The following is a 25,314-nucleotide window of genomic DNA, read 5'->3' as shown; positions in this document are numbered from 1 at the left end:
TGGTGATACGGGTTACGTTTCGCCGGACCCGGACGCCCCCAACTCCCGTACGCCTCAACCCGCGTAGGTGTCGCGCAGTTCGCGCTTGAGAACCTTCATGCTCGGGCCGAGCGGCAGCCGGTCGGTGAACTCCACGCGGCGCGGGTACTTGTGCTTGCCGAGGTTCTCCTTGGACCACGCGGTGAGTTCGGCGGCGTCCAGGGAGGCGTCCGGCTTGAGGACGACGACCGCGCAGACCTCCTCGCCGTGCACCTCGTCGGGCAGGCCGATGACGGCGACGTGGTCGATGCCGGGGTGGCGCATCAGCACTTCTTCGACCTCGCGCGGGTAGACGTTGTAGCCGCCGCGGATGATGACGTCCTTCTTGCGGTCGACGATGCGGAGGTAGCCCTCCTCGTCCTTGGTGCCGAGGTCGCCGGTGCGGAACCAGCCGTCGACGAGGGCCTGTGCGGTCTGTTCGGGGCGGCCGAGGTAGCCGGAGAAGACGCAGTGGCCGCGGACGACGATCTCGCCGAGTTCGCCGGTGGGCAGCAGCTCGATGCGGTCATCGAGTTCGGCGCGGGCGACCTCGACGTCGACGCCCCAGATGGAGTGGCCGATGGTGCCCGCCTTCGCGCCGTACCAGGGCTGGTTGACGGCGGCGACGGGCGAGGTCTCGCTCAGCCCGTAGCCCTCGTGGACGGGCGCGCCGAAGAGTTCCTCGAAGCGTTCGAGGACGGCGACGGGCAGCGAGGCGCCGCCGGACACCGCGACGCGCAGGCGCGGCAGTTCGGCGCCCTGCTCGACCGCCTGCGCGGCCGCCGCGAGGAGGTGGACGTACATGGTGGGCACGCCCTGGAAGACGGTGACGTGCTCGCGGACCATCAGCTCGACGGCCTTGGCGGCGTCGAAGCGGGGCATCAGGACGAGTGTCTTGCCGGCCCGCCACACGGCGTTCATGGAGGCGGTCTGGCCGAAGGCGTGGAAGAGCGGCAGGGCACCCAGGACGATGTCGTCGGGGCTGTACTCGTTGCAGTCGAAGGCGTCGACGGTCGCGTTCATGACGAGGTTGAGGTGGCTGAGCACGGCCCCCTTGGGGACGCCGGTGGTGCCGCTCGTGTAGAAGACGACGGCCGCGTCGTCGGCGTCGCGGGTGGCGTACGTGGCGATGGGCTCGGCGTCCTGCGTGAGCTTCTCCAGCTCGCCGTCGGCGCCGAGGGCGACGGTGCGGATGCCGACGGCATCGGCGGCCGCCTCGCCGGTCTCGGCCTGCGCCGGGTGGCACAGCAGGAGCGTCGCGCCGCTGTCCTTGAGGACGTGCTCGACCTCGGGCGCCGACAGGAGCAGATGGACCGGGACGACGGCGGCACCGGCCGCGATGGCCGCGTAGTAGGCGCGCGGGAACTCGGCGGTGTTGGGCGCCATGAGGGCGATCTTGTCGCCAGGGCGGACGCCGAGTTCGGCGAGGGCGGCGGCCTGCTTGCGGACCTCGAGCCACAGCTCGGCGAAGGTGCTGCGCAGTTCGCCCGCGACGAGGGCTGTCTTGTCCGGGTGCCGGCGGGCGTTGTCGGCGAGGATCGCGGCGAGCGAGAGAGTGGCCATCGAGAAGCGCTCCGTTCCGTACTGACTGCTGGTTCGGCGGTGGACCAGGTCGGGATGACTCCACAGCGCTTAATTAGCGACGCTAGTTTTGTCTTCCTGGAGGGACTCTACGCCTCCACCCCGACCGCACGGTATGTGCCCTGGCTCACTTCCGGATCTCAGGGCTGGCCCTGATGTCCGCGCCGGTCGGGCCGCCTACGGTTGAGGTCCGGCACCGCTCCGCGGACGACGTTCGGGGGAGCACGGGGGCTACGGGGGTGGCGCGTCGCCCGACGGAGCGGGTAGCCGGAACTTTTTCCCCACGGGGGTGGGGAGCGCGGCTCAGCCGCGCAGGAAGCGCAGCACCGCCATCACGCGGCGGTGCTCGGTGGGGTCCGTTTCGAGGCCCAGCTTGGCGAAGACGTTGCGGACGTGGGTCTCGACCGTCTTGCCGCCGATGACCAGCTTGTTCGCGATGGCCTCGTTGGATCTTCCCTCGGCCATCAGCGCGAGCACGTCGCGCTCGCGGCCGGTGAGTTCGTCGAGGGGGCCCGGCGGGCGCGGCGCGTCCATGAGGCGGGCGACCACCAGCGGGTCGACGACGGTCTCCCCCGCGGCCACCCGCTTGAGCGCCCCGCTCAGCTCCTCGGCGTCGGCTACGCGCTCCTTGAGGAGGTAGCCGAAGCCCTCGGGCCGCCCGGCGAGCGCGCGGACGCTCGCGGTCGTCTCCACGTACTGGGACAGCAGCAGCACACCGGTGTCGGGATGCGCCGCGCGCACGGCCGCCGCCGCGACCAGGCCCTCGTCGGTATGGGTGGGCGGCATACGGATGTCGAGCAGCACGGCGTCCGGGGTGTGCTCGGCGACCAGGGCGAGCAGCGGCGCGGTGTCGGCGCACTCGGCGACGACCTCGATGCCCTCGTCGGTCAGCAGCCGTACGATCCCCAGCCGAAGGAGTGCCGAGTCCTCGGCGACGATCACCCGCACGGCAGCTCCGCCCTGATTCTGGTTCCGCCCCCGGCGGGGCTGTGGATGTGCAGTACGCCGTCGACGGCGGCGAGCCGGTCGGCGAGGCCGCGCAGGCCGGTGCCGCGCGCCAGGTCGACGCCGCCGACGCCGTCGTCGATGGTCTCCACCACGAGGCGTCCTTCGTGGTGCCGGGCGGAGACGCTGACGGCCCGGGCCTCCGCGTGCTTGGCCGCGTTGGTGAGGGCCTCGCAGACGGTGAAGTAGGCGGTGGACTCGACGAGCGGGTCGTAGCGGCGGGACTCGGCCGCGACGACGACCGGCACGGAGGCCTCCTCGGCCAGCTCGCTCAGCGCGGCGGCGAGCCCGTCGCGGGTGAGGACGGCGGGGTGGATGCCGTGGGCGATGCCGCGCAGTTCCGCGATGGCGTGCCGCACGCCGGCCTCGGCCTCGTCGGCGGCCTCGCGCAGCGACGCGTCCGGGTGGTCCGCGAGGCCCTTCTGCACGCGGCGCACGGACATCAGGGCGAAGACGAGGCGGGTCTGCGCGCCGTCGTGCAGATCGCGCTCCAGGCGGCCGCGTTCGGCGTCGGCGGCCGCCACGATGCGGGTGGCGACGTCCTTCGCGCGCGTGCGCAGCCAGACGTTCTCCAGGGCCAGGCGCAGGGCGGCGGCCACGGACTGCAGGAGTTCGGGGTCCTCGTCGAGCGCGGGGTCGTGGTGCAGGAGGGCGAGCGGGCGGCCGTCGGCGGCGGCGACCGGGGTCCGCCCGGCGCCCTCCGCGCCGACCTCGCGGCCGGATCCGTCGACGTATCCGCCGCGCTCCTCGTCCCACAGGCCGAGCCGGAGCGTCGCGTCGCCGAGGACGCGGACGAGGGCCTCGCGCAGGCGTGCCGGGTCGGAGTCGGTGCCGATGTCGATGACGAGCCCGCTGACCTCGGCGCGCTGCAGGCGCATCCGCAGCAGTCCCGCGAGGAAGGCGAAGGGGACGGCGATCTGGGCGAGGTCGGACAACAGGTAGACGGCCTGCTCGGCGAGCGAGCCGACTCCGCCGAACCACGGCACCACGTAGAACAGCATGTCCCACATGAGGAACACGGTGGCGACGGCGATGCCGATCCAGGCGGGCAGCAGGGCGCGCCTGCGGGCGGCGGACGCGTGCCGCCAGCGCTGCACGATCGCGACGGCGGCGACGGCGGAGATCACCCAGCCCGACGCGTGGTAGGCGGCGTCGAACGGGCCGAAGAGCCCGTCCCAGGCGGGCACATGCAGCAGGTTCGGCCCGCACGCGCGGCAGTCCAGGTACGTCGCCCCGGTCTGCGCCGCCGGGTCGAACAGGAGCGTGCGCACGAATCCGCCGACGGCTACGAGCCCGTACGTGATCTGGACCAGGCGGCGGGTGAGAACGGTGGTGAGGCGGCCTTCGGGGAACGACAGGATGAGGTGCAGGAGGACCGCCATGTTCAGCGCCTCCCACCAGGCGCCGAAGGCGAACAGGGCGGGGACCGCGGTGCCCTGGAGGTTGCCGAAGAACCAGGTGACGCCTTCGAGCACCATCAGGCGCCCGGTGTGGTTGGCGGGCCTGCGCCGCCAGGCGACGATGCCGGCGACCACGTACGCCCAGCCCACCGCGAGGTCCCGTACGAGATCCCCCGCGGACGCGCCGCTGCGCGCGTACGCCCACGCGCCTGCCCCGCCCGATACTGCGGCGAGGGCCGCGGCCCCGGTCAGGCGCAGCCGAACCGCCCGCTCACCCTGACTGTCCACGGCCACACGGTAAGGCATCCGGGGGCGGGCCGGGGAAATCGTCCGGGGCGCACGGTGGCACTCCGGGTCACCGGGGGCTGGTGGGGTTGCTGGGCTCGCCGGTGTTTCGGGCGCTCTTGGCCGCCTGGTCCCGCGGCCCGCGGCCGCCCGCTCCGCCGCCCTCGCGGATCAGCTCCAGGACCCGGCTCCTGAGGGCCGTGAACCGCGCGTCCGCCCGGGTCGTCAACTGGTCGCGCAGGGCGGGCAGTTCGACGGGTACGTCGTCCAGGACGACGGTCGGCGACGCGCTCAGGGCCAGCACCCGCTCCCCCAGTTACACGGCCTCGTCTATGTCGTGCGTGACGGACAGGACCGCCATCCCGCGCTCCCGCCACAGTCCGCGCACCAGGTCCTCCAGGTCGGGGACGCGTGCGCGGCGGGCCGCCTTCGGTGTCGATCGGCGCTGCCTGAGCGGGAGTTCGTCGTTCTCGGCGACCCGCATCCATGGGAAGAGGCTGCGCCCGTACTCCTGGAAGACGACGGCGAGGCCCGGGCGCGGGCCCGTGACGTGCGCGCCGTCCAGCGTCACCGAGCCGCCGGTCGGCCAGCAGCCCGGCGACGCACTTCAGGAGCGTCGTCAATCCCCCTGGGGCCCTGTTGCTCAGCGGGAATGCAGAGCCCGCACCCCATGGGGTCAACTCCCCGTGCCAGCAAGGGTGGTTGACACGATTCATAGCGGACTCTTCACACGTGCGCCGCGCCGCCCACCGGGCCGATCGACGCCGAACCCGGCGTTGCGATGGTGACTGATGAGAAAGTCAGAGGCTCAATGGCCGGTGTTTCCCGGGATTTCTTGGCGGCTTGGAGCCCCCGTGTTGTGTTCTTCTCAACGCATGGTTAGGGTCGTATCCCGTGGAATCCAGCAACGAGGCAACCCCTGCCGACACCGCCGCCCGCGTCCGTGAGGTCATCACGGCGGCCGGTGTCAGCCAGCGCGAGTTCGCGCGCCGCATCGTCATGGATCCGTCGAAGCTCTCCCGCTCCCTGAGCGGCACCCGCCGGTTCACGGTGGCCGAGCTGGCGCGGATCGCCGACGAGGGGCGCGTCGACGCGGGCTGGCTGCTCGGCGCGCGACCGCTGGAGGCCGAGGTCGAGGCGCCCGCGCCCGTGGCGGGCGGCCGACCGCTGCAGATCGTCCAGGAGACGGTCCGGCTCGTCGCCGAGCACGGCTTCCACGCGGTGCGGGTCTCCGACATCGCCCGCGCCTGCGCCACCAGCACCGCCGCGATCCACTACCACTTCCCCGGCCGCGCGGACCTCCTGGAGGCCGCGGTGCGCTGGTGCATGGACGAGGACACCGCGCGCCGCGCCGCCCACCTCGCGGAGGCGGACGACGCGGCGGCGGAACTGCGCCAGCTCATCGAGTTGCAGACCCCGCGCACCGAGCAGCAGCGGCGCCAGTGGAAGGTGTGGCTCGACCTGTGGGCCGAGGCGGCGCGCTCCACGACGGTGGGGCGCCTGCACACCGACTACTACCGGCAGTGGCGGGAGACCGTGGCGGATGTCCTGCGCCGCGGTGTCGATCAGGGTGTGTTCCGCTCGTCCGTCGACCCTGCCGCGGCGGCGTATGCGCTCACCGCGCTCATCGACGGGCTCGCCACGCAGGTCCTTTCGGTGAGCCGGGAGTCGTTCGGCTCGGCCGCGGATGCGATGCATGCGGCGCTGCTTTCCTACGTCGACGGCACCATCACGGCCCCGTAGCCGACGACTCGGGGCTCTGGCCCCGGACCCCGCCGGCTCTCGTCCCACAGCGGGGCTTCAAATACCCAGCCGCTCAAGCGGCCCACTCGCTTGAAATGCCCAACCGCCGCAAGCGGCCAGATATATGGGAGGTCCCCCTATGCCCAACGAAAACGTCATCATCACCGCCGCTCTCACCGGCGCAGGCGACACCGTGCGGCGCAGCCCGCACGTGCCCGTCACGCCGGAGCAGATCGCCAAGAACGCCGTCGAGGCGGCCGACGCGGGCGCCGCCGTCGTGCACATCCACGTACGGGACCCCGAGACCGGTGACCCCTCGCGCGACACGAAGCTGTACCGCGAGGTCGTCGAGCGGATCAAGGAGACCGGCACCGACGTCGTCATCAACCTGACCGCCGGCATGGGCGGCGACCTGGTCATCGACCCGGACGAGCCGCTCAACCACCTGCCCGGAACCGACCTCGTCAGCGGCCTCGACCGGCTGCCGCACGTCGAGGAGCTGCTGCCCGACATCTGCACGCTCGACTGCGGCTCGCTGAACTTCGGCGACGGCTCGAACCTGTACGTGTCGACGCCCGACATGCTGCGCCAGGGCGCCAAGCGCATCCAGGAGCTGGGCGTGCGCCCGGAGCTGGAGATCTTCGACACCGGCCAGCTGTGGTTCGCCAAGCAGCTGCTCGCGGAGGGCCTGCTCGACGACCCGACCGTGTTCCAGCTCTGCATGGGCATCCCGTGGGGCGCCCCGGCCGACCCGGGCGTGCTGCAGTCGATGGTCAACATGCTGCCCGAGGGCGCCCAGTTCGCCAGCTTCGCGCTCGGCCGCATGCAGATGCCGTGGGTGGCGCAGTCCATCCTGCTCGGCGGGCACGCCCGCGTCGGCCTGGAGGACAACCTCTACCTCGGCAAGGGCAACAAGGCGACCAACGCCCAGCTCGTGGAGCGCGCCGTGACCATCACGGAGTCCCTCGGCTCGCGCGTCGCGACGCCGGACGAGGCGCGCGCGACGCTCGGCCTCAAGCCGCGTTCCTGAACCCTCCCTCCCCGGAACCCCCGCACCACCGGAAGGCAACACCACCCTCATGACCTCCCCCCTCACCGCTCCCGAGGACGTCCGCCGGGTCGCATGCGTCGGAGCCGGCGTCATCGGCGGCGGCTGGGTCGCCCACTTCCTGGCCCGCGGCTACGACGTGACCGCCTGGGACCCGGCCCCCGACGCCGAGCAGAAGCTGCGCCGCCTGGTCGACGCCGCCTGGCCCGCCCTCACCGAGATGGGCCTCGCCGACGGCGCCTCGCGCGACCGTCTGACGGTCGCCCCGACCCTCGAAGAGGCCGTCGCCGACGCCGAGTTCGTGCAGGAGAGCGCCCCCGAGGACCTCGACCTCAAGCGTGACCTGCTGTCCCGCCTGGACGCGGCGGCGCCGGAAGGCGTCGTCATCGCCTCCTCCACGTCCGGCTACCCGATGACGGACATGCAGACGACGGCCGCGAACCCCGCGCGCCTCGTCGTCGGGCACCCGTTCAACCCGCCGTACCTGATCCCGCTCGTCGAGGTCGTCGGCGGCGAGAAGACCGACGCGGACGCCTCCGCCTGGGCCTCGCGCTTCTACGAGGTCGCGGGCAAGTCGGTCATCTCCATGGACCGCGAGGTTCCCGGCTTCATCGCCAACCGCCTCCAGGAGGCCCTGTGGCGCGAGGCGCTGCACATGGTCGCCAACGGCGAGGCGACGGTGAAGGAGATCGACGACTCGATCACCGAGGGCCCCGGCCTGCGCTGGGCGTTCATGGGCCCGATGCTGACGTTCGCGCTCGCCGGCGGCGAGGGCGGCATGGCGCACATGCTGGACCACTTCGGCCCGTCCCTGAAGTCGCCGTGGACGCGCCTGGAGGCCCCGGAGCTCGACAAGCAGCTGTACGACTCCGTGGTCGCGGGCTGCGACGTCGCCGCCGACGGCCGTTCCATCGCGGACCTCGTCGCCGAGCGTGACCAGGGCGTCATCGACGTGCTGCGCGCGACGGGCCGGCTCGGCCGGAAGGCGGACCAGTGATGACCGCCCTCCCCCTGCTGCACCGCACGGTCCGCCCCGAATGGATCGACTACAACGGTCACATGAGCGAGGCGTTCTACGTACTCGCCTTCGGCCACGCCACCGACGCCATGATGATCGAGACGGGCCTGGACTCGACGTACCGGGAGTCCACCCACTGCTCGCTCTACACGGTCGAGTCGCACATCCGCTATCTGCGTGACGTCCCCGAGGGCGCCCATCTCTCCATCCGTACGCGGGTGTTGGGCGCGGCGTCGAAGAAGGCGCGCTTCACGCACGAGATGTTCGTGGTGGACGACGAGGCGGGCGAGCCCGCCCCGGACGCGGCGCCGGTGGCGACCACCGAGCTGCTCGCGATCCACGTCGACCAGCAGGCGGGGAAGGCTGCCGAGTTCCCGGCCGCGGTCCGCGACCGCTTCACCGAGCTGACGGAGCCCGCCCCCGAGTGGGCGGGTCGGTCGATCGCCGTCGTCTGACGGCGCGCGCACGACCGTTTGACGTACGAGGGCCCCGGACCGCGTGTCCGGGGCCCTCGTACGCGATGCATCAGGACTGACGTGGCGTCACCAGCCCTTCTACCGGGGCCTGTTCCTCCTCCCGTACGCCGAACCGCTCGTGCACCCTGCGCAGCGCGTGCGGCGCCCACCACGCGCGCTTGCCCATGAGCGTCATCGTCGCCGGTACGAGCAGCATCCTGACGATCGTCGCGTCGATCACGACCGCCAGGGTGAGGCCGAGGCCGATCTCCAGGATGGGCGCGAAGCCGCCCGTCATGAAGGCGCCGAAGACGACCGCGAGGAGCAGTGCCGCGCAGCTCACCACGCGGCCCGAGCGTCGCAGCCCGGTCACCACCGCGCCCTGCGCGTCCCCCGTGACGCGCCACGACTCGCACATCCGGGCGAGGATGAACAGTTCGTAGTCCATGGCGAGCCCGAAGGCGATGGCGACGATCAGCGGTGGCGCGGTCAGACTGAGCGCGCCGAGGCCCTCTCCGCCGAGCCAGGACGCGGCGTGCCCGTCCTGGAAGACGAGGACCACCACGCCGAGCGCGGCGCCCAGGCTGAGCAGTGTGGTGAGGACCGTGCGCAGCGGGATCAGGAGCGAGCCGGTGAACGCGAAGAGCAGGGCCATGATGCCTGCGAGGACGGTGAGCGCCGCCCAGGGGGCGCGGTCGGCGAGCATCTGCCGGAAGTCGACGAGCCGCGCGGCGACCCCTGCCACGGCCACCGGATTGTCCCCGCGTAACTCCCTTACCTGTTCTACGAGTTGGGTGGCGGTGGCGCCGTCGACCGAGCCGGCCGGGGTGACGCGCAGGACACGGGTGCCGTCGTCGAGGGTCTGCGTCTCGGACGACGCGACGCCGTCCAGCGCCTTCACGCGGGCTTCGAAGGCGGGGTCCGTGCCGGGGCGTGCCACGACGACGACCGGGTCGACGCCGACGCCCGCCGGGTAGTGCGCCCGCACGGTGTCGTACAGCTGTCGCGCCTCGGTGGAGGCGGGGAGTTGGCGGGCGTCGCCGATGTCGATGCGCAGGTTGGAGACCGGCAGCGCGAGCGTGAGCAGGGCGAGGACGCTCACCGTCGTCACCGCGATGGGGCGGCGCGCCGCGAACCGGGCGAGGCGGGCGAAGACGCGCCCCTCCGCGCCGGGCGCACGGGACTTGGCAGGCGCGATGCGCGCGCCGAACCGGGTGAGCAGCGCGGGCAGCAGGGTCAGCGCGGCGAGCATGTCGACGACCACGACGGCGGCCACGGCCAGGCCCATGCTGCGCAGGAACGGGCTCGGGAAGACGAGCAGTCCGCTGAGGCTGACGGCGACGGTGAGGCCGGAGAAGAGGATGGTGCGGCCCGCGCGTTCGACGGTGCGGTGCACGGCCTCGGTCACATCGCCGCCGGCCCGCCGCTCCTCGCGGAAGCGCATCACCATCAGCAGCGCGTAGTCCACGGCGAGGCCGAGCCCGAGCATGGTCGTCACCTGGATCACGTAGACGGAGATCTCGGTGACCTGACTGAAGCCGAACAGGGCGAGGAACGCGCCCGCCACGCCGCTCACCGCCACGAGCAGCGGCAGCCCGGCCGCGCGCAGCCCGCCGAAGATCAGCAGGAGCAGCCCGAGCACCACCGGCAACGAGATCAACTCGGCGCGCTGGACGTCCTCTTGGGCCCGGTCGCCGAGCTGGCGGCCGAGCAGCGGGCCGCCGCTGACGTGCACGTCGGCGCCGTCGATCTCCTTGACGCGGTCGGCGACGGCGTCGACCGTCTCGTCCTCCGCGTCGTCGTCGAGGCCACCCTTCAGGGTGACCGGGACGACGAGCGCGCGGCCGTCGCCGGAGGCCAGGCCCTCGGTGGCGTACGGGTCGGGGACGGCGGCGACGCCGGGGACGCGACGCAGGTCCGTGACGGTCCGCTCGATCCGGTCGCGCAGTGCGGGGTCGGTGACGCGGGGTGCCTCGACGACGGCGCTGAGGGATTCGCCGCGCGGGTCGATGTCGTCGAGGAGCGCGGCGGTGCGGTCGGACTCGGTGCCCGGCACGTCGGGGACCGAGTCGGAGAGCCGGCCGAAGACGCCGGTGCCGAGCCCGAAACCGAGCACGATCAGGGCGAGCCAGGTGAGGATCACGGTACGGGGGCGGCGGGTCGCCGCCCGGGCGAGTGCGCTGAGCACGGCTCCTCCTCGGAGGGTTCCGATGGGACACCGTCAGCGTGGTCGCGCGCGGGTGTGCGGCGGATCGCCGGGGCGGGCGGTTCCCGGCTCACGCGCAGGAGTGAGGCGGGGCGCGGGTATGGGTCGCGCGGGTGAGGGGCGGGCCGCGGGCGCCGCCCGCACAGGAGACCGCCACGGCCGAGCCCTGCGTCGGGTCCGGCCCGGCGTCTGCGCTAGCCGGGTGCCACCAGGCCGGACTCGTACGCGCAGATGACCGCCTGGACCCGGTCGCGCAGGTGCAGCTTGCTCAGGACGTTGCTGACGTGGGTCTTGACGGTGTGTTCGCTGACGTGGAGGGTCGCGGCGATCTCCGCGTTGGTGAGGCCGCGGGCCAGGTGGCGCAGCGTCTCGGTCTCGCGGGCGGTGAGCGCCGAGAGGGTGGGCGGCTCGGGGGACCTGGGCCTGCGGCGGGTGATGTCGGCGACGAGGCGGCGGGTCACGGACGGGGCGAGGAGAGAGTCGCCGGCCGCGACGACGCGGACCGCGTGCACGAGGTCGTCGCGGCGCACGTCCTTCAGCAGGAACCCGGACGCGCCCGCGTACAGCGCCTCGTAGACGTACTCGTCGAGGTCGAACGTGGTCAGCATGACGACGCGGCAGCTGGACTGTTCGCAGACGCGGCGCGCCGCTTCGATGCCGTCCATGTGCGGCATGCGGATGTCGAGCAGGAGGACGTCGGGGGCGTGGCGGCGCACTTCGGTGACGGCCTCGGCGCCGTCGGCCGCCTCGGCGACGACCTCGATGTCGGGCTGCGCGTCGAGGATCATGGTGAAGCCGCTGCGTACCAGTTCCTGATCGTCGGCGACGACGACGCGGATGCTCATGGCGCCCTTTCGGCGGCCTGCCGGGCCGCCGCGGGCAGCCGGGCGGTGACCCGGAATCCGCCGTGCGGGCCGGGGCCGCTGTGCGCGCTGCCGCCGCAGGCCGCGGCGCGCTCCTCGATGCCGACGAGTCCGCGTCCAGCACCGGCCGCCGACGGTCCGCCGCCGGTTCCGTCGTCCGTCACGGTGATCGCCAACTCCGCGTCCCCCCAGTCGAGTTGTACGTCCGCTCGGGCAGCGTACGCGTGCTTGACGGTGTTGGTCAGGGCTTCCTGGACGATGCGGTACGCGGCGGTCTCCGTTTCGGGGGCGATGGGGCGGGGGCGGCCCGTGGTGTGCAGGCGCACGGTGACCTCGGTGGTCCCGGAGACCTGGCGGATCAGATCGGGGAGGCGGGCCAGGCCGGGGGCCGGGGCCTCGAGGCCGGCACGGCCATCGCCGGATCCGGTCAACACGCCGAGGATCAGCCGGAGTTGCTGCATGGCCTCGCGTCCGGCGCCCGCGATCGCGTCGAACGCCGCCTCGGCGCGCGCGGGATCGCTGCGCACCACGACGGGGCCCGCCTCGGCCTGGACGACCATCAGGCTGACGGCGTGGCCGACGACGTCGTGCATGTCCCGGGCGATCCGGGCGCGTTCGCCGGCCACCACCCGGGCCCGGTCGATCTCGCGCTCCCGCTCCAGGGCGCGGGCGCGCTCCTCCAGGGCGGCGGTGTACGCGCGCTGGGTGCGGGCCAGCAGGCCGAACCCGTAGGCGCTCAGGAGGCTGAGCAGGTGGAAGGCGTACTCGAAGGGTTCGGCGTGCTCCTTCATGGACATCGTCGCCGACGCCCCGATCACCCAGCCGACGAGCATGACGCGGCGCGGCACGGGCTCCGCGTACGCGGCGAGCGTGTACAGCACGACGAGTCCGCCGTACACGACGTCGGGCGGCGGCGCGTGGTAGAGCGCCATGGCCGGGGTGGCGCAGGAGATCACGCTCGCGCACAGGAGCGGCGCGCGCCGCCGCCAGACCAGCGGCACCGCCGTGCCCGCGCCCAGCAGGAAGCCCTGCCAGGACAGCGGGTCGCCGCCCTCGTCGGGGAACAGGAACTGCAGGGACACGGCGAACAGGACAAGGGCGGCCAGCGCCCCGTCGACGAGGTACGGGCTGGTGCGGCGCGGCAGACGCATGGTGCGGCTCCTCGTGACCTGGTCCCTGCACAGAGTCCTCTGCGGGGCCAGTATCGAGGGACGGCCCGGTCAACACCTCGCCGGTGAGAGGGATTTCGGGCCGCCCGCACCTGCTTCCCAGGTCCGGTCTTCAAACTCCCGTCGCCGCCCGAGCGGAGCTACGCGGGCCTTTCGGCAACGCCGCGAGCGCGCGCCAGGCCTCGCGCGGCAGTCGGGAGTTCGACGACAGGGCTCAGAAGGGGCGGTCGCCCGCGATGGCGACGCGTTCGGCGACCCGGCGGGCGTCGCCGTAGTCGGCGACCGCGTAGTGCTGGGTGGCGCGGTTGTCCCAGAAGGCGATGTCGCCCGGCTGCCAGCGGAAGCGGACCTGGAACTCGGGCACGTGCGCCTGCTGGTAGAGCAGGCGCAGCAGGCGGTCGCTCTCGGCGCGCTCCATGCCGAGGATGCGGGTGGTGAAGGAGGTGTTCACGAAGAGCATGCGCCGCCCGGTCTCGGGGTGGCGGCGCACCACCGGGTGGATGACCGGCGGGAACGACTCCTGCCACTGGGCGAGCCGTTCGGGCCCGTAGAAGCGGCGGAAGCCGGGCAGGAAGTCGTGCTCGGCCTCGGCGCCCTCGATGCGCGCCTTCACCTCGTCGGACAGGTTGTCGTACGCGGCCGCCATGTCGGCCCACATGGTGTCGCCGCCGAACGGCGGGACCTCGCGCAGTTGCAACACGGCACCCAGGGCGGGGCGTTCGCGGAACGTGACGTCGGTGTGCCAGACGTTCTCGTAGCTGGGGACGCCGCCGGCGCCCTTGTCGAAGCGGACGACGTCCTCGCTGTCGCCGCGCTCAAGCAGCGGGTTGGTCTCCAACTCGCCCCAATTGCGCGCGAATTCACGCTGACTCTCGCTGCTGAGGTGCTGGCCGCGGAAGAACAGGACCTTCCATTCGAGCAGCGCCCGGTTCAGCTCCTCGCGCAGCTCCGCGGAGAGCGGGCGGCTCAGGTCGACGCCGCTGATCTCGGCGCCGATGGTGGCGCCCTGCGGGACCAGGTCGAACAGCTCGTAGGGGCGGTCCTGCCAGCCGGCGGGCGTGCGGCGCAGGGTGCGGCGCCCCTCGTAGAGGCCGTCGGCGGGGATGTGGGCGGGGCGCAGCGAGAGGGAAGGGGGCATTTCGGTCACGGACAAGGGGAGCCTCCACAGGCACGCGGGTGACGGGGGAACGCGCTGAACGCGAGAGTGATCCGTACGTGCGCCGCCGACGCCTAGAGGGCGACGGCTTCTACGGGACGTACGGGAAAGTTCGGCGAGGGGTCTGGAAGCCCACTACAAGCCGCTGCGCGCGCAACCACATCGATCCGGAACGGGGGCCGTTCCGGATGCGTGGGCGCGATGCATGAACATGTGCCTCATCCTGCGCCCCAGTTGATCATTCCGTCAAGTGCCGCGAGGCCGGACCCGCAGGAAGCGGGACCGGCCTCGGGACATGTGCCGTACGTCGGGCGGTGCGTCAGGCGGTGGGCGCCGGGAAGGTCGGGTACTCGACGCCGGAGACGTGCTGGACGACGCGGATCACCTGGCACGAGTAGCCGAACTCGTTGTCGTACCAGAGGTAGAGGATCGCGTTGTCGCCGTCGACCTTGGTCGCGCCCGCGTCGACGATCGAGGCGTGCCGGGACCCGAGGAAGTCGCTGGAGACCGCGTCGGGCGAGTCCGTGAAGTCGATCTGGCGGCGCAGCGGCGAGTTCAGCGAGACGTCGCGCAGGTGGTCGAGGACCTCGTCGCGGGTGGTCTCGCGGCCGAGCCGCAGGCTGAGGATCGCGATCGAGACGTCCGGGACGGGGACACGGATCGAGGAGCCGGTGATCGGCGCCTTGAGGTCCGGCAGGGCCTTCGCGACGGCGGAGGCGGCGCCGGTCTCCGTGATGACCATGTTGAGCGGCGCGGACCGGCCGCGACGGTCGGCCTTGTGGTAATTGTCCAGCAGGTTCTGGTCGTTCGTGAACGAGTGGACGGTCTCCACGTGGCCGCGCTCCACCCCGTACTCGTCGGCCATCGCCTTGAGCGGCGGCACGATGGCGTTCGTGGTGCAGGAGGCGCAGGACAGGATCCGCTCGTCCGGCTTGATCATGTCGTGGTTGACGCCGTGCACGATGTTCGGCACGTCACCCTTGCCGGGCGCGGTGAGGACGACCTTGTCGATGCCGGGCCGCAGGTGCGTGGAGAGGCCCTCGCGGTCGCGCCACTTGCCGGTGTTGTCGATCAGGATGGCGTCCTTGATGCCGTACGCCGTGTAGTCGACCTCGGAGGGGTCGTTGGCGTAGATCACCTTGATCGCGTTGCCGTTGGCGTTGATCGTGCTGTTCGCCTCGTCAACGGTGATCGTGCCCTGGAACTGGCCGTGGATCGAGTCGCGGCGCAGCAGGGAGGCCCGCTTCACGAGATCCTGCTCGCCGCCGCCGCGGACGACGATGGCGCGCAGCCGCAGCCCGTTCCCGGAGCCCGCCTTCTCGATGAGCAGGCGGGCGACGAGGCGGCCGATGCGGCCGAAGCCGTACAGGACGACGTCGCGGCCCTCGCCGCGCTCCAGCTTCAGGGCGCCGGTCGCGCCGGCGACGGCCTCGGCGGTGAACTCCTCGACGCTCAGGCCCCGGTCGTCGGTCTTGTACGTCATCGCGAGGATGCCGAGGTCGATCTGGGAGGGCCCGAGGTCAAGGTCGGCGAGGGCCTTCAGGAAGGGCATCGTCTCGGTGACCGAGAGCTCCTCGCCGGCGATCTGGCGGGCGAATCGGTGGGCCTTCAGCAGGCTGACCACCGACTTGTTCACCAAGGAGCGGCTGTGCAGCAGGACGTTCACGTCCCGCTCGCGGTGCAGCTTCCCGATGATCGGGATCATTGCCTCCGCGGTCTCCTCACGGTGCTTCCAATTGGTGAACGAGTCGTCATTGACAGTCACGTGCGTCTCTTTCGAGCTAGGCGGCGCTCATATGCTAACTCCCCCGTTCAGGCGACCGATGCCCAGGTCGGCGAAGCGCTCGCCGATGCGCCGGTGGGCGGTGGCGTCGGGGTGCAGCGCGTCCGGCAGCGGGAGTTCCTCGTGGTCCGCCTCGCCGTACAGTTCGCGGCCGTCGAGGTAGTGCAGGTGCGGATCGTCGGCCGCGCGCTGGGCGACGATGCGGGCCAGTTCCTCGCGGATGGATTCGAGGGTGAGCTTGCCCTGGGCCGCCTCCGCGGGGTCCCCGGTGGCCATGAAGCGCATCTGCCCGCCCTCGGAGAGCGTGCTGAAGTCGGGAGCGAGGGGCCCGGGCGTCTTCTCGTGGATCGGGCACAGGATCGGCGAGACGACCAGCAGCGGCGTGTCCGGGTGCCCCTCGCGGATGGTGTCGAGGAAGCCGTGCACGGCGGGGGTGAAGGCCCGCATGCGCATCAGGTCGGCATTGACGACGTTGATCCCCATCTTGACGCTGATCATGTCGGCCGGGGTGTCCCGCATGGTGCGCGCGGTGAACGGGTCGAGCAGGGCGCCGCCGCCGAAGCCCAGGTTGACCAGGTCGACGCCGCCGAGGGACGCGGCGAGCACGGGCCAGGTCGTGGTCGGGCTCGCGGCGTCGGAGCCGTGACTGATGGAACTGCCGTGGTGCAGCCACACCTTGCGGCCTGACGCGCCGAGCGGCGCGGCGGGCTCCACGGGCGCGTCCGTGCGCAGCGCCACGAGTTCGGTGGTCTCGTTGTGCGGCAGCCAGATCTCGACGGTCTTGAGGGCGTCGGACAGGCCGTCGAACCGGAGCGTTCCCGGCTGACCGGCCTCCTCGTGCTCGTAGGTGCCCGCGCTCATGTCGATGGTGAGGATGTCGCCGCCTGCCACGCTGCCCTGTCCGGCGGGCCGGCCGTCCACGAGCAGGTCGTAGAGGCCGTCGGGGCGTGGCGGCACGCCCACGTAGACGCGCTTGGTCGGCACCGTGTCGAGTTCGACGACGGTGGCGCGGGTGCGGAAGGCGAGGCGGACGCCGGAGGGCTGCGACTCGGCCATGGCGAGCTGGCCGTCCGTGTTCTGGGCGCGGGCCCAGGCGGGGAGGCGGTGCGGGAGGAGACCGCGGCGGGTGCGCTCGATGTCGATCGCACCGTGGACGAGCTCGTCCGTCAGCGGTGTCGTGGTCAATGTGTGGACGGAGTCCGGGGTGTTCGTGCTGTTCACTGTGGTGTCAATCTGTTGATCAAGCGGGTTGAGCGCGTGGAGTGTTGAGCGGCTGTGCCTGCGCGGGCCAGTTCCTCAACAGCGCGTCGAGCGCGTCCAGGCTCCGCGCCCAGCTCTCGCCCGAGTCGGGCGCGCTGTGGCTGAATCCGCCGGCCATTTCGAGGCTGACGTAGCCGTGGAAGACGCTGCCGAGGAGCCGGACGGCGTGGGTCTGGTCGGGTTCGGTGAGGTCGTAGCCGCGCAGCACGGCCCGCGTCATCTGCGCGTGCCGCACGCCCGCGCTGGCCGCCGCCGTCTCCGGGTCGAGCCGGTACTGGGCGGCGGCGTAGCGGCCCGGATGTTCGCGGGCGTAGTCGCGGTAGACGTTGGCGAGGGCGGTCAGCGCGTCCTTGCCGGAGCGTCCCGCGAGGGCGTCGGCGGCCCGGTCGGCCAGTTCTTGCAGGCCGATCAGGGCGATCCGCGTCTTCAGGTCGTGCGAGTTCTTGACGTGCGAGTACAGGCTCGCGACCTTGACGTCGAAGCGCCGGGCGAGGGCCGAGACGGTCACCTGCTCGAAGCCGGCCTCGTCCGCGAGCTCGGCACCTGCCCGGGCCAGCCGCTCCGCGGTCAATCCGGCACGCGCCACGACCGTACGCCCTCTCCCTCGACCCCCGTCACTGTTACCGAAAGACATTCTGCATCTGCCTAATACCTTTAGGCAAATGCGGCTGGCGTTTAGCTCAACGGGTCGCGCCCGCGGCTCCGCCCGTGAGCATCCGCAAGGAGATCGAGTCGGCGATCGCCTGCTGCCCGGCGATGTTCGCGTGGATGCCGTCCCCGTTGTCGTACGCGGGCTTGATGCTGTTGGGGTGCAGCGGGTCCTTCAGGACCTCGTCGAAGTCCATGACGCCGTCGCAGGTTCCGTCACACGAACTGGCCTTCTTCGTAAAGAGGTTGACCGTGTGGCGGTCCAGGTTGTTCTGGTCGGTGTAGCCGGGGCGCGGCGTGATGGGCGTGACGTAGATCTTGATGCCGGCGTCGCGCAGTTCCTTGAAGACCTTGTGGTAGCTGGCCAGGATCTGCTCGCCGTCGCAGCCGAAGGCGAGGTCGTTGGTGCCGTAGTAGTACAGGACCGAGGTGACGCCGTGCAGGGCGAGGACGTCGCGCTTGAGGCGGGTGACGGCGTCGAGGTTCCGGACGTACGACGGCGTGCCGGGGCAGTCGGCGGCGCTCGTCGTGCCGCTGAGGCCCGCGTTGGCGATCGCGACCTGGCCGGAGGCCGGGAGGTCGGCGTGCACGCGGCGCGCCAGGTCGTCGGTCCAGCGGCGGTTGGTGCCGGTCTCGGTGCAACCGGGGCCGCAATTGGTGCTGCCGACGCCGTCGACGACCGAGCTGCCGTAGGCGACCGCCGTGCCCTTGAGGCGCGGGTTGTGCACGTCGACCGCGCTGACCAGGTACGTGGCGTCGACGGTCTTGGTGTAGGCGGCGCCGCTGGTGTCCGCCGTGTGGTCACCGCTGCCCTCCGGCGTGAGGTAGTTGGTGCGCAGCGCGGTGCGGTGCTGGCCCGGGGTGGCCGCGCCCTTGAGCGCGACGGAGACGGCGACGTCGTCCTGGGCGGCCGTCTTCAGGTCGGTGGGGTCGCTCCACACCTCGCCGCCCGCGGGGACGGTGACGTGGGTCTTCCCGTCGAAGCGGACGGGGTGCGCCGCGCCCTTGAGGGCCGCGCCGTCGCCGCTCGCGCCGACGGAGGCCCCGCCGATCTCCAGGGGCGCCGTGCCGAAGGTGTTCTGGATGCGGACGCGGACGCCGTCCCCACCCTGGCTGAGATGGGTGACCGTCCGCACGGACTGGTCGCGCAGCGGGTCCGTCGCCGCGTCCTGCTGGGACTGCGCCCAGGAGGTGAACCAGGCGCTGCCGCCGCCCTGTCCGGCTCTCGCCTCTGCCGGGTGCGGGGCTCCCGCGAGGCCGCCGCCCGCGAGCGCGAGGACGGCCGCCGCGGCGGTGATGAGCGTACGAAGTCGAGGCATGTGCACAACCTTTGCTTCCGATGAACGGGAGGGAGGATGGTGCTGCGCTGTGCTGCGAACGCGGTCAGCGGAAAGGGGCCCGGCGCGGGGGCCCCTTCCCTGTGTCCGGTCAGCCGCCGACGAGCGCCCTCAGCGACACGTAGAAGAGCGAGGGGCCGAGGAGGCAGCCGACGCCCGTGTAGAAGGTCGCGGTCATCGCGCCGTACGGGACGAGCCGCTTGTCGGTGGCCGCGAGACCGCCGGCCACGCCGGACGTGGTGCCGAGCAGGCCGCCGAAGGCCATCGCCGACTTGGCGTTGTTCAGGCCGATCAGGCGCGCGACCAGCGGCGTACCCACCATCACCACCACGGACTTGACCAGTCCCGCGGCGACCGACAGCGCGATCACGTCCGAACTCGCGCCCACCGCGGTGCCCGTGACGGGGCCGACGATGTACGTGGCCGCGCCCGCGCCGATGGTCGCGAGCGAAGCGGCGTCCCGGTAGCCGAAGAGCGCGGCGATGAGCGCCCCGGCGATGAAGGAGACGACCACACCCAGCAGGATCGACAGGACGCCGGCGGGGCCCGCCCCCTTGATCTCCTTGAGGTCGACGCCGTACGCCGTGGAGACGATCGCGAAGTCGCGGAGCATGGCCCCGCCCATCAGGCTCATCCCGGAGAGCGCGGTGATGTCCGCGATCCCCGCCTCTCCCCCGGTCGCCGAGCCGCCCCAGTAGGCGAGCGCGAGGCCGAGCACGATGGCGATGGCGGAGCCCTGAAGCCGCCCTCGGGTCAGCTTCTTGGACAGCCATGCCGAGGCCAGCATCAGCGTGCCGACGAGGGCGAAGGCGACTATGAGCCCGTTGTCCTTGCAGACGGATACGAACGTGTCCATGTCACGCCTCCAGCTTCTCGGTGGCGGACTCCGCCTCGGCGTCGGCCTCGTTCAGGGGCGGGAGCGGCTCCCCTTTTCCGCCGATCCGCGCGATCACCGGCACCAGGGCGAATCCCGCGACGAGCGCGAGGAGCCCGGCCAGGAGGGCCATCGGGCCGCCGGTGACGGCCTTGTACACGTTCTGCGTCGACGCCATCGCGATGACGATGGGGATGTACATCGCGCTCCAGAAGAGCACGCCCTGTTCGCTCGCCTCGGGGAACTTCCCCCTCTGGCGCAGCCAGTGGGTCGCGAACACAAGCATGATCATGGCGAAGCCGACGCCGCCGACATTGGCGTCGACGCCGAGCGCCTCGCCCAGGTATTCACCGACGAGCGTGCCCGTGAGCATGCACACCGCCAGCGCTGCCACTCCATAGAGGACCATCGTTTTCTCCACATTGAGAGACCGGGAATTAGGGAAGCAAGAAGCAAGAACGTGCAGGGGGTTGGGGAAAAGGGGCGTGCCGAGAGGAGAGAGCAGGGCCGTCAGGCGGTCGCGAACAAGTCCACGTAGGTCTTGCGCAGTTCGGCCTTCTGGACCTTGCCCATGACGTTGCGGGGCAGCGACTCCACGACGCGCACGGCGCGCGGGTGCTTGAAGCGGGCGAGGTCACCGGCGATGGAGTCGATGAGGTCCCGCTCCTGCGGATCCTGGCCCGGCGCGGCGACGACCACGGCGACGACCGTCTCGCCGAAGTCCGGGTGCGGGACGCCGATCACGGCGGATTCGAGGACCGTGGGGTGGGCGTCGAGGAGCGTCTCGATCTCCTTGGGGTAGACGTTGTAGCCGCCGGAGATGATCAGGTCCTTGCCGCGCCCGGAGATGCAGAGGTAGCCGTCCGCGTCGATGAGGCCGAGGTCGCCGGTGATGAAGAAGCCGTCCTCGCGGAACTCGGCGGCGGTCTTCTCGGGCATCTGCCAGTAGCCGGCGAAGACGTTCGGGCCGCGGACCTCGACGCTGCCGACCTCCCCGTCGGGCAGCGGCTTTCCGGTCTCGGCGTCGACCACGCGGATCTCGGTGCCGGGCAGCGCCTTGCCGACGGTGCCGGGCTTGCGGGGCCCGCCCTCGTACGGGTTGGTGGTGTTCATGCCGGTCTCGGTCATGCCGTAGCGCTCCAGGATGGCGTGTCCCGTGCGGGCCTCGAACGCCTCGTGGTCGCTGGCGAGCAGCGGCGCGGAGCCGGAGACGAACAGGCGCATGGAGGCGCAGGTCTCCGGCGTGACCTTCTCGTGCTTGAGCAGGCGCGTGTAGAAGGTGGGCACGCCCATGAGCACGGTGGCGCGCGGCAGCAGCTCCGCGACCGCGTCGGCGTCGAACTTCGGCAGGTAGAACATGGAGGCGCCCGAGGCGAGCACCATGTTGGCGGCGACGAACAGGCCGTGGACGTGGAAGATCGGCAGGGCGTGGATCAGCCGGTCCTCCGCCGTGAACTGCCAGGAGCCCAGCAGCGCCTCGCAGTTGGAGGCCAGGTTCTCGTGCGTGAGGATCGCGCCCTTGGAGCGGCCCGTGGTGCCGGAGGTGTAGAGGATGGCCGCCGGGTCGCCGGCCGCGGCCTCGTACACGTCGTCGTGGTGGGCGTCGCCTTCGAGGAGGCTGCCGTCGCCCTCGGCGCCGAGGGTCTCGACGACGAGGCCCGGGCCCTCGCGGTGCGCGTGGTCGGCGCGGCGCTTCGGCGGGCAGACGAGGACGCGCGGCTCGGCGTCGCCGATGAAGTAGTCGATCTCGGCGCCGGTGTAGGCGGTGTTGAGCGGCAGGAACACGCCGCCGATCCGCAGCGTCGCCAGGTAGAGGGCGATGGCCTCCACCGACTTGTCGACCTGCATCGCGACGCGGTCGCCGGGGGTCACGCCGTCGGCGACGAGGCGCGCGGCGATGCGCCGCACGAGGTCCGCGGTCTCGCGGTAGGTCACGGACCGCCCGCCGGGCAGCTCGAAGAGCGCCTTGTCCGGCCGCAGTTCCGTCTGCTCGACGAAGGACCGGTGGATGGTGCGGAAGGGGGCCGTCGAGGACGTCGACTGCGTGCCCTGCGTGCTCTGCGAACTCATCGGGGTGGTTCCTTTCTCATTTCCTTCCGAGGCCGGGTCGTACGTGGCCTCGCACTGCGGGAAGTCTTCCTTGAGGGGGCCGCCGACCGCGACGGAGCCGCGGCGCACGAAGCCCTCGTGGCGGCGCTCCAACTGGTCCGGTTCGTAGCGGTAGTTGATCATCGCTCCGTAGGACTGGCGCCAGGCATCGGGCGAGGCATTGGCCGGCCAGTCGAGCTGCCAGGCGGCGGCGCCGTTGCCGAGGTGGAAGCGGGCCACCGGGTCGATGGGGCGGCCGTCGGGGCGCCGTTCGGCGGTGATGTAGCGGGCGAGGACCGGCAGCAGCCGGGGGCGGATGCGCTCGGCGTCGTCGGCCGCGCCCGGGTCGCTCAACTCCGCTACCAAGGACGCGAGTTCGGGCTCGTGCTCGGCCCGGCCCTCCAGCCACGCGCGGAAGCCGGGGATCGGTGACAGCGTCGCGAACTGCGTCAGGTGCGGGAGCTGTTCGCCGACCTGCTCGATGACCTGCTTGATGAGGAAGCTGCCGAAGGAGACCCCGGCGAGGCCGTCGAGCGCGTTGTTGATGGAGTAGAGCGCCGCCGTGTCCGCGTGCGCGGGGCTGAGCGCGGGCCCCGGGTCGAGCAGCGGGGCGATGCTGTCGGGCAGCCCGTCGACGAGGGCGACCTCGACGAAGATCAGGGGTACGTCGCCGGTCGCCGGGTGGAAGAAGGCGTAGACGCGGCGGTCCTCGGGCTCGATGCGGCGCCGCAGTTCGGCCTCGGACGCCATCGGGTGCACCTGCTCGCCGCGCAGCAGATGGCGGTGCAGCTCGGGCGGCGAGTCCACGGTGACCTCCTGCATGCGCAGGAAACCGCGGTTGAACCAGGACGTGAGCAGGTGGTGGAAGTCGTGGTCGAGGGGCCGCAGTTCGGGGTGGGCGGGCAGCAGGCGGCGCAGGTCGGCGCGCATGTGGACCAGGGCGAGCGTGGCGTCGGGCGCGTGGTTCATGCGGCGCAGCAGTTGCTGGCGGGCCGGCTCGACGACGTCGAAGAGCCGGACGAGTTCCGCCTCTCCCTGGGAGCCGGTGGCGCGGGCCTCTTCCCAGCGGCGGTAGGCGGCGCGGACCTGATCGGCGTCGGCGTCGTAGGTCCTGGTGATGTGGGCGAAGAAGGCGAGCCGGCCGGCGTCGTCGAGCACGCCGTACGCGGCGAGGGCGCGGGCCGCGACGGCGCGCGTCGAGGCCTCGCCGACGTCGCTCATCAGCACTTCGCACGCCGCGAGCAGCTGGTCGAGCGGGGCGTCGGCCGCCGGGTCCCCGGCGTCGCCCTCTCCTCGTCCGCCGAGCCTGCCGAGGGCCTGGTACAGATCGGTGAGCAGCCAGCCGTCGTGGCGTTCGTCGTGCCGCTCGTCACGCTGCCCCATCTGCGCCCCTCCTCATGTCCCGATGTTCCGCCCCGACACTTGATATGCATCGCAGGCCGTGATGTATATAACAACCGCACGGTAGATCACAGGAGTGACCGGCGCCACCCCCTGGAGCGGGCGGATAATCTGGGCAATCGGAGGTGGAGATGGCTCGAGTCCCTGAGGCGAGGCGCGTGCGCGACGCCCTGGAGAACGCGGTGGTGGACGGCCGGTACCGGCCGGGCGAACGCCTCGACCCGGCGGAGCTGGAGCGCGAGTTCGGCTGCTCGCGCACGCCGGTGCGCGAGGCGCTGCAGGCCCTCGAGCGGTCCGGCCTCGTGCAGATCCGCCCCAAGCAGGGCACGTACGTCACCGAGTTGAGCGTGTCCGAACTGGCCGAGCGCTTCGAGGTGATGGCCGAGCTGGAGGGGATGGCGGCACGGCTCTCGGCGCGCCGCATCGAGCGCGAGGCGCTCGCCGAGCTGGAGGACGCGCTGCGGGAGTGCGAGCAGCACGCGCACGCGGGCGACGCCGACCCTTATTACTACGCCAACGCCCGCTTCCACGCCATCGTCTACGACTCCTGCGGCAACGAGTACTTGCGCCAGCAGGCCCACGCGCTCAAGCGGGCCCTCCAGCCGTACCGGCGGCTTCAGTTGAGGGTGCCGGACCGGATGCGGCGCTCGCTCGCGGAGCATCGGGCGATCGCCGACGCGATCGCCGCGGGGGTGGCGGACCGGGCGGAGGAGGCGGCGCGCGAGCATGTCCTCGTCCAGGTCAAGGAGTTCAGCCAGCTGGTGCGGACGTGGCGGCATCTGACGGAGTCGGCGGCGGGCTGACCGGGCCCCCTCCCCGCCGGGATACCCGGTGGGGCTCCCGGCCCTCGCGGCAGAGGATGGAGCGCGTGACGGAGACGACGGACACCGCGGGCATGAAGGCGTTCCACGACGCGGTCACCGAGTGGGCCGCGGGCGGCCCCGGTGAGCCGGCGCGCGCGTTGGCCGCGCGTCTTCGCGTCCGCGGCGCCGTCCTCCTCGAAGGGCTCAGTGACGCCGCGGCGGTCGATACGCTCGCCGAGCGGCGCGGGCGGGACCTCGCTTCCGAGGGCGTGTGCGTCCTGCCCATGGGCGGCGCGATGAACGTCGGGCGGTACGCGCGGCTGCTCGGCCCTGAGGGGCTGGGGCTGCGGCTCACCGGACTGTGCGACGAGCGCGAACGGCGCTTCTACGACCGGGCGCTGGGGCGGGGCGAGGACACCGTCTTCGTGTGTGTCGCGGACCTGGAGGACGAGTTCATCCGCGCGCTCGGCGTCGAACGGGTCGAGGACCTCGTCCGGGAGGCCGGCGAGTGGCATCCCTGGCAGACCTTCGCCCGCCAGCCCGCCCAGCAGGACAGGAGCACCCACCGTCGCCTGCGGCGGTTCCTCGGCACCAAGGCGGGCCGCAAGATCCGTTACGGGCGGCTGTTGACCGAGGCGGCCTGCGACGCGGGGTGCATGCCCGCTCCCCTCGAGGGGCTGTTCGCGCAGGTGTAGGCGGCGCACCGCGACGTTCCCGGCAGGTGCGCCGGGCGATCGCCGCGCGGTGGCCGGAAGGTAGCTTGGCCGCATGCAGTCCTACACAATCGGCCAGGCCGCACGGCTGCTCGGCGTCAGCCCCGACACCGCGCGGCGGTGGGCGGACGCCGGGCGGATCGTCACGCACCGCGACGCGAGCGGGCGCCGGGTCGTCCAGGGCGGAGATCTCGCCGCCTTCTCCGTGGAGTTGGCCGCGGGCGACGACGCCGACGACCACCCCTCGTACACCTCGGTGCGCAACGCGTTCCCCGGGATCGTCACCGCCGTGAAGCTCGGCGATGTCGCCGCCCAGGTGGAGATCCAGGCCGGACCGCACCGGCTGGTCTCGCTGCTCACGCGGGAGGCGGTGGAGGAGCTGGGCCTGGAGGTCGGCATGGAGGCCACGGCCCGCGTGAAGTCGACGAATGTCCATATCGACCGCGCGTAGCCGCACCCC

Annotated in this window: 21 protein-coding genes and 1 pseudogene; 7 read left to right on the top strand and 15 right to left on the bottom strand. The window is 71.9% G+C overall.

Going from position 1 to position 25,314, the window contains the following annotated elements:
• Nucleotides 1-54: 54 nt before the first annotated feature.
• The 4 genes and pseudogenes from ACP4E5_RS40170 to ACP4E5_RS40155 all read right to left on the bottom strand — a co-directional run.
• Nucleotides 55-1,581: a long-chain-fatty-acid--CoA ligase gene (locus ACP4E5_RS40170; protein ID WP_425838254.1), complete on the bottom strand. Its 1,527-nt coding sequence runs from the start codon at nucleotides 1,579-1,581 to the stop codon at nucleotides 55-57.
• A gap of 321 nt (nucleotides 1,582-1,902) precedes the next feature.
• Nucleotides 1,903-2,541 carry a LuxR C-terminal-related transcriptional regulator gene (locus ACP4E5_RS40165; protein ID WP_425842012.1) on the bottom strand — a complete coding sequence of 213 codons (639 nt, stop codon included), beginning with the start codon at nucleotides 2,539-2,541 and terminating at the stop codon, nucleotides 1,903-1,905.
• Nucleotides 2,538-4,292, bottom strand: a complete 1,755-nt coding sequence (locus ACP4E5_RS40160) for a sensor histidine kinase (protein ID WP_425838252.1) — start codon at nucleotides 4,290-4,292, stop codon at nucleotides 2,538-2,540. Before ACP4E5_RS40160 ends, ACP4E5_RS40165 begins: the two co-directional genes overlap by 4 nt.
• A gap of 67 nt (nucleotides 4,293-4,359) precedes the next feature.
• Nucleotides 4,360-4,954 (bottom strand): annotated as a pseudogene (locus tag ACP4E5_RS40155) (ATP-binding cassette domain-containing protein); the annotation flags it as partial.
• Between the two features lie 229 nt (nucleotides 4,955-5,183).
• Here ACP4E5_RS40155 and ACP4E5_RS40150 point away from each other — a divergent pair.
• From ACP4E5_RS40150 to ACP4E5_RS40135, 4 genes are all read left to right on the top strand, one after another.
• Nucleotides 5,184-6,032: a TetR/AcrR family transcriptional regulator gene (locus tag ACP4E5_RS40150; protein ID WP_425838250.1), complete on the top strand. Its 849-nt coding sequence runs from the start codon at nucleotides 5,184-5,186 to the stop codon at nucleotides 6,030-6,032.
• A gap of 139 nt (nucleotides 6,033-6,171) precedes the next feature.
• On the top strand, nucleotides 6,172-7,062 hold the full coding sequence (locus tag ACP4E5_RS40145; protein WP_425838247.1) for a beta-keto acid cleavage family enzyme: 891 nt from the start codon (nucleotides 6,172-6,174) through the stop codon (nucleotides 7,060-7,062).
• A gap of 49 nt (nucleotides 7,063-7,111) precedes the next feature.
• On the top strand, nucleotides 7,112-8,077 hold the full coding sequence (locus tag ACP4E5_RS40140; RefSeq protein WP_425838244.1) for a 3-hydroxyacyl-CoA dehydrogenase NAD-binding domain-containing protein: 966 nt from the start codon (nucleotides 7,112-7,114) through the stop codon (nucleotides 8,075-8,077).
• A complete protein-coding gene (locus ACP4E5_RS40135; protein ID WP_425838242.1) occupies nucleotides 8,077-8,553 on the top strand; it encodes a thioesterase family protein in 477 nt (158 codons plus the stop codon). The genes ACP4E5_RS40140 and ACP4E5_RS40135 overlap by 1 nt, the downstream gene beginning before the upstream one ends.
• 70 nt (nucleotides 8,554-8,623) lie before the next feature.
• On the opposite strand, the gene ACP4E5_RS40130 is transcribed toward ACP4E5_RS40135, so the two are convergent.
• The 11 genes from ACP4E5_RS40130 to ACP4E5_RS40080 all read right to left on the bottom strand — a co-directional run bounded on the left by ACP4E5_RS40130 (nucleotide 8,624) and on the right by ACP4E5_RS40080 (nucleotide 23,320).
• Nucleotides 8,624-10,741: an MMPL family transporter gene (locus ACP4E5_RS40130; protein ID WP_425838239.1), complete on the bottom strand. Its 2,118-nt coding sequence runs from the start codon at nucleotides 10,739-10,741 to the stop codon at nucleotides 8,624-8,626.
• A 212-nt stretch (nucleotides 10,742-10,953) separates the two neighbouring features.
• Nucleotides 10,954-11,604, bottom strand: a complete 651-nt coding sequence (locus ACP4E5_RS40125) for a response regulator (protein ID WP_425838237.1) — start codon at nucleotides 11,602-11,604, stop codon at nucleotides 10,954-10,956.
• Nucleotides 11,601-12,773 carry a sensor histidine kinase gene (locus tag ACP4E5_RS40120; protein ID WP_425838235.1) on the bottom strand — a complete coding sequence of 391 codons (1,173 nt, stop codon included), beginning with the start codon at nucleotides 12,771-12,773 and terminating at the stop codon, nucleotides 11,601-11,603. Before ACP4E5_RS40120 ends, ACP4E5_RS40125 begins: the two co-directional genes overlap by 4 nt.
• Before the next feature lie 232 nt (nucleotides 12,774-13,005).
• Complete coding sequence (locus tag ACP4E5_RS40115) at nucleotides 13,006-13,929, bottom strand: TauD/TfdA dioxygenase family protein (RefSeq protein ID WP_425842010.1); 924 nt, start codon at nucleotides 13,927-13,929, stop codon at nucleotides 13,006-13,008.
• Nucleotides 13,930-14,266: 337 nt separating this feature from the next.
• The gene (locus ACP4E5_RS40110; RefSeq protein WP_425838233.1) at nucleotides 14,267-15,712 is read right to left on the bottom strand and encodes a glyceraldehyde-3-phosphate dehydrogenase; all 1,446 of its coding nucleotides are present in this window, start codon (nucleotides 15,710-15,712) and stop codon (nucleotides 14,267-14,269) included.
• Between the two features lie 27 nt (nucleotides 15,713-15,739).
• The gene (locus tag ACP4E5_RS40105; RefSeq protein WP_425838230.1) at nucleotides 15,740-16,951 is read right to left on the bottom strand and encodes a GDSL-type esterase/lipase family protein; all 1,212 of its coding nucleotides are present in this window, start codon (nucleotides 16,949-16,951) and stop codon (nucleotides 15,740-15,742) included.
• Nucleotides 16,952-16,970: 19 nt separating this feature from the next.
• Complete coding sequence (locus ACP4E5_RS40100) at nucleotides 16,971-17,576, bottom strand: TetR/AcrR family transcriptional regulator (RefSeq protein ID WP_425838227.1); 606 nt, start codon at nucleotides 17,574-17,576, stop codon at nucleotides 16,971-16,973.
• Nucleotides 17,577-17,670: 94 nt separating this feature from the next.
• Complete coding sequence (locus ACP4E5_RS40095) at nucleotides 17,671-18,957, bottom strand: SGNH/GDSL hydrolase family protein (RefSeq protein ID WP_425838225.1); 1,287 nt, start codon at nucleotides 18,955-18,957, stop codon at nucleotides 17,671-17,673.
• A gap of 109 nt (nucleotides 18,958-19,066) precedes the next feature.
• Nucleotides 19,067-19,831: a malonate transporter subunit MadM gene (gene madM / locus ACP4E5_RS40090; RefSeq protein ID WP_425838222.1), complete on the bottom strand. Its 765-nt coding sequence runs from the start codon at nucleotides 19,829-19,831 to the stop codon at nucleotides 19,067-19,069.
• A 1-nt stretch (nucleotide 19,832) separates the two neighbouring features.
• On the bottom strand, nucleotides 19,833-20,258 hold the full coding sequence (madL, locus tag ACP4E5_RS40085; protein WP_425838219.1) for a malonate transporter subunit MadL: 426 nt from the start codon (nucleotides 20,256-20,258) through the stop codon (nucleotides 19,833-19,835).
• Nucleotides 20,259-20,359: 101 nt separating this feature from the next.
• Nucleotides 20,360-23,320, bottom strand: a complete 2,961-nt coding sequence (locus tag ACP4E5_RS40080) for an AMP-binding protein (RefSeq protein ID WP_425838216.1) — start codon at nucleotides 23,318-23,320, stop codon at nucleotides 20,360-20,362.
• Between the two features lie 149 nt (nucleotides 23,321-23,469).
• Here ACP4E5_RS40080 and ACP4E5_RS40075 point away from each other — a divergent pair, with 149 nt between their 5' ends.
• From ACP4E5_RS40075 to ACP4E5_RS40065, 3 genes are all read left to right on the top strand, one after another.
• The gene (locus ACP4E5_RS40075; RefSeq protein WP_425838213.1) at nucleotides 23,470-24,141 is read left to right on the top strand and encodes a GntR family transcriptional regulator; all 672 of its coding nucleotides are present in this window, start codon (nucleotides 23,470-23,472) and stop codon (nucleotides 24,139-24,141) included.
• Nucleotides 24,142-24,233: 92 nt separating this feature from the next.
• Entirely contained in the window at nucleotides 24,234-24,836 is a 603-nt protein-coding gene (locus tag ACP4E5_RS40070; RefSeq protein WP_425842007.1) for a TOPRIM nucleotidyl transferase/hydrolase domain-containing protein, read from the top strand.
• 73 nt (nucleotides 24,837-24,909) lie between these two features.
• Nucleotides 24,910-25,305, top strand: coding sequence for a TOBE domain-containing protein (locus tag ACP4E5_RS40065; protein ID WP_425838210.1), 396 nt, complete (start codon nucleotides 24,910-24,912; stop codon nucleotides 25,303-25,305).
• Nucleotides 25,306-25,314: the final 9 nt, after the last annotated feature.

Source organism: Streptomyces fractus (assembly GCF_049844455.1).
Classification (GTDB): domain Bacteria; phylum Actinomycetota; class Actinomycetes; order Streptomycetales; family Streptomycetaceae; genus Streptomyces; species Streptomyces fractus.
The sequence above is the reverse complement of the archived record's forward strand: the minus strand, read 5'-3'. Positions and strand labels throughout refer to the sequence as shown.

Bases quoted from the DNA above. Each gene is read 5' to 3' on its own strand.
- ACP4E5_RS40170 (WP_425838254.1), bottom strand. From the start codon at position 1,581: ATGGCCACTCTCTCGCTCGCCGCGATCCTCGCCGACAACGCCCGCCGG.
- ACP4E5_RS40145 (WP_425838247.1), top strand. From the start codon at position 6,172: ATGCCCAACGAAAACGTCATCATCACCGCCGCTCTCACCGGCGCAGGC.
- ACP4E5_RS40140 (WP_425838244.1), top strand. From the start codon at position 7,112: ATGACCTCCCCCCTCACCGCTCCCGAGGACGTCCGCCGGGTCGCATGC.
- ACP4E5_RS40135 (WP_425838242.1), top strand. From the start codon at position 8,077: ATGACCGCCCTCCCCCTGCTGCACCGCACGGTCCGCCCCGAATGGATC.
- ACP4E5_RS40125 (WP_425838237.1), bottom strand. From the start codon at position 11,604: ATGAGCATCCGCGTCGTCGTCGCCGACGATCAGGAACTGGTACGCAGC.
- ACP4E5_RS40120 (WP_425838235.1), bottom strand. From the start codon at position 12,773: ATGCGTCTGCCGCGCCGCACCAGCCCGTACCTCGTCGACGGGGCGCTG.
- ACP4E5_RS40115 (WP_425842010.1), bottom strand. From the start codon at position 13,929: ATGCCCCCTTCCCTCTCGCTGCGCCCCGCCCACATCCCCGCCGACGGC.
- ACP4E5_RS40095 (WP_425838225.1), bottom strand. From the start codon at position 18,957: ATGCCTCGACTTCGTACGCTCATCACCGCCGCGGCGGCCGTCCTCGCG.
- madM (WP_425838222.1), bottom strand. From the start codon at position 19,831: ATGGACACGTTCGTATCCGTCTGCAAGGACAACGGGCTCATAGTCGCC.
- madL (WP_425838219.1), bottom strand. From the start codon at position 20,258: ATGGTCCTCTATGGAGTGGCAGCGCTGGCGGTGTGCATGCTCACGGGC.
- ACP4E5_RS40080 (WP_425838216.1), bottom strand. From the start codon at position 23,320: ATGGGGCAGCGTGACGAGCGGCACGACGAACGCCACGACGGCTGGCTG.
- ACP4E5_RS40075 (WP_425838213.1), top strand. From the start codon at position 23,470: ATGGCTCGAGTCCCTGAGGCGAGGCGCGTGCGCGACGCCCTGGAGAAC.
- ACP4E5_RS40070 (WP_425842007.1), top strand. From the start codon at position 24,234: ATGAAGGCGTTCCACGACGCGGTCACCGAGTGGGCCGCGGGCGGCCCC.
- ACP4E5_RS40065 (WP_425838210.1), top strand. From the start codon at position 24,910: ATGCAGTCCTACACAATCGGCCAGGCCGCACGGCTGCTCGGCGTCAGC.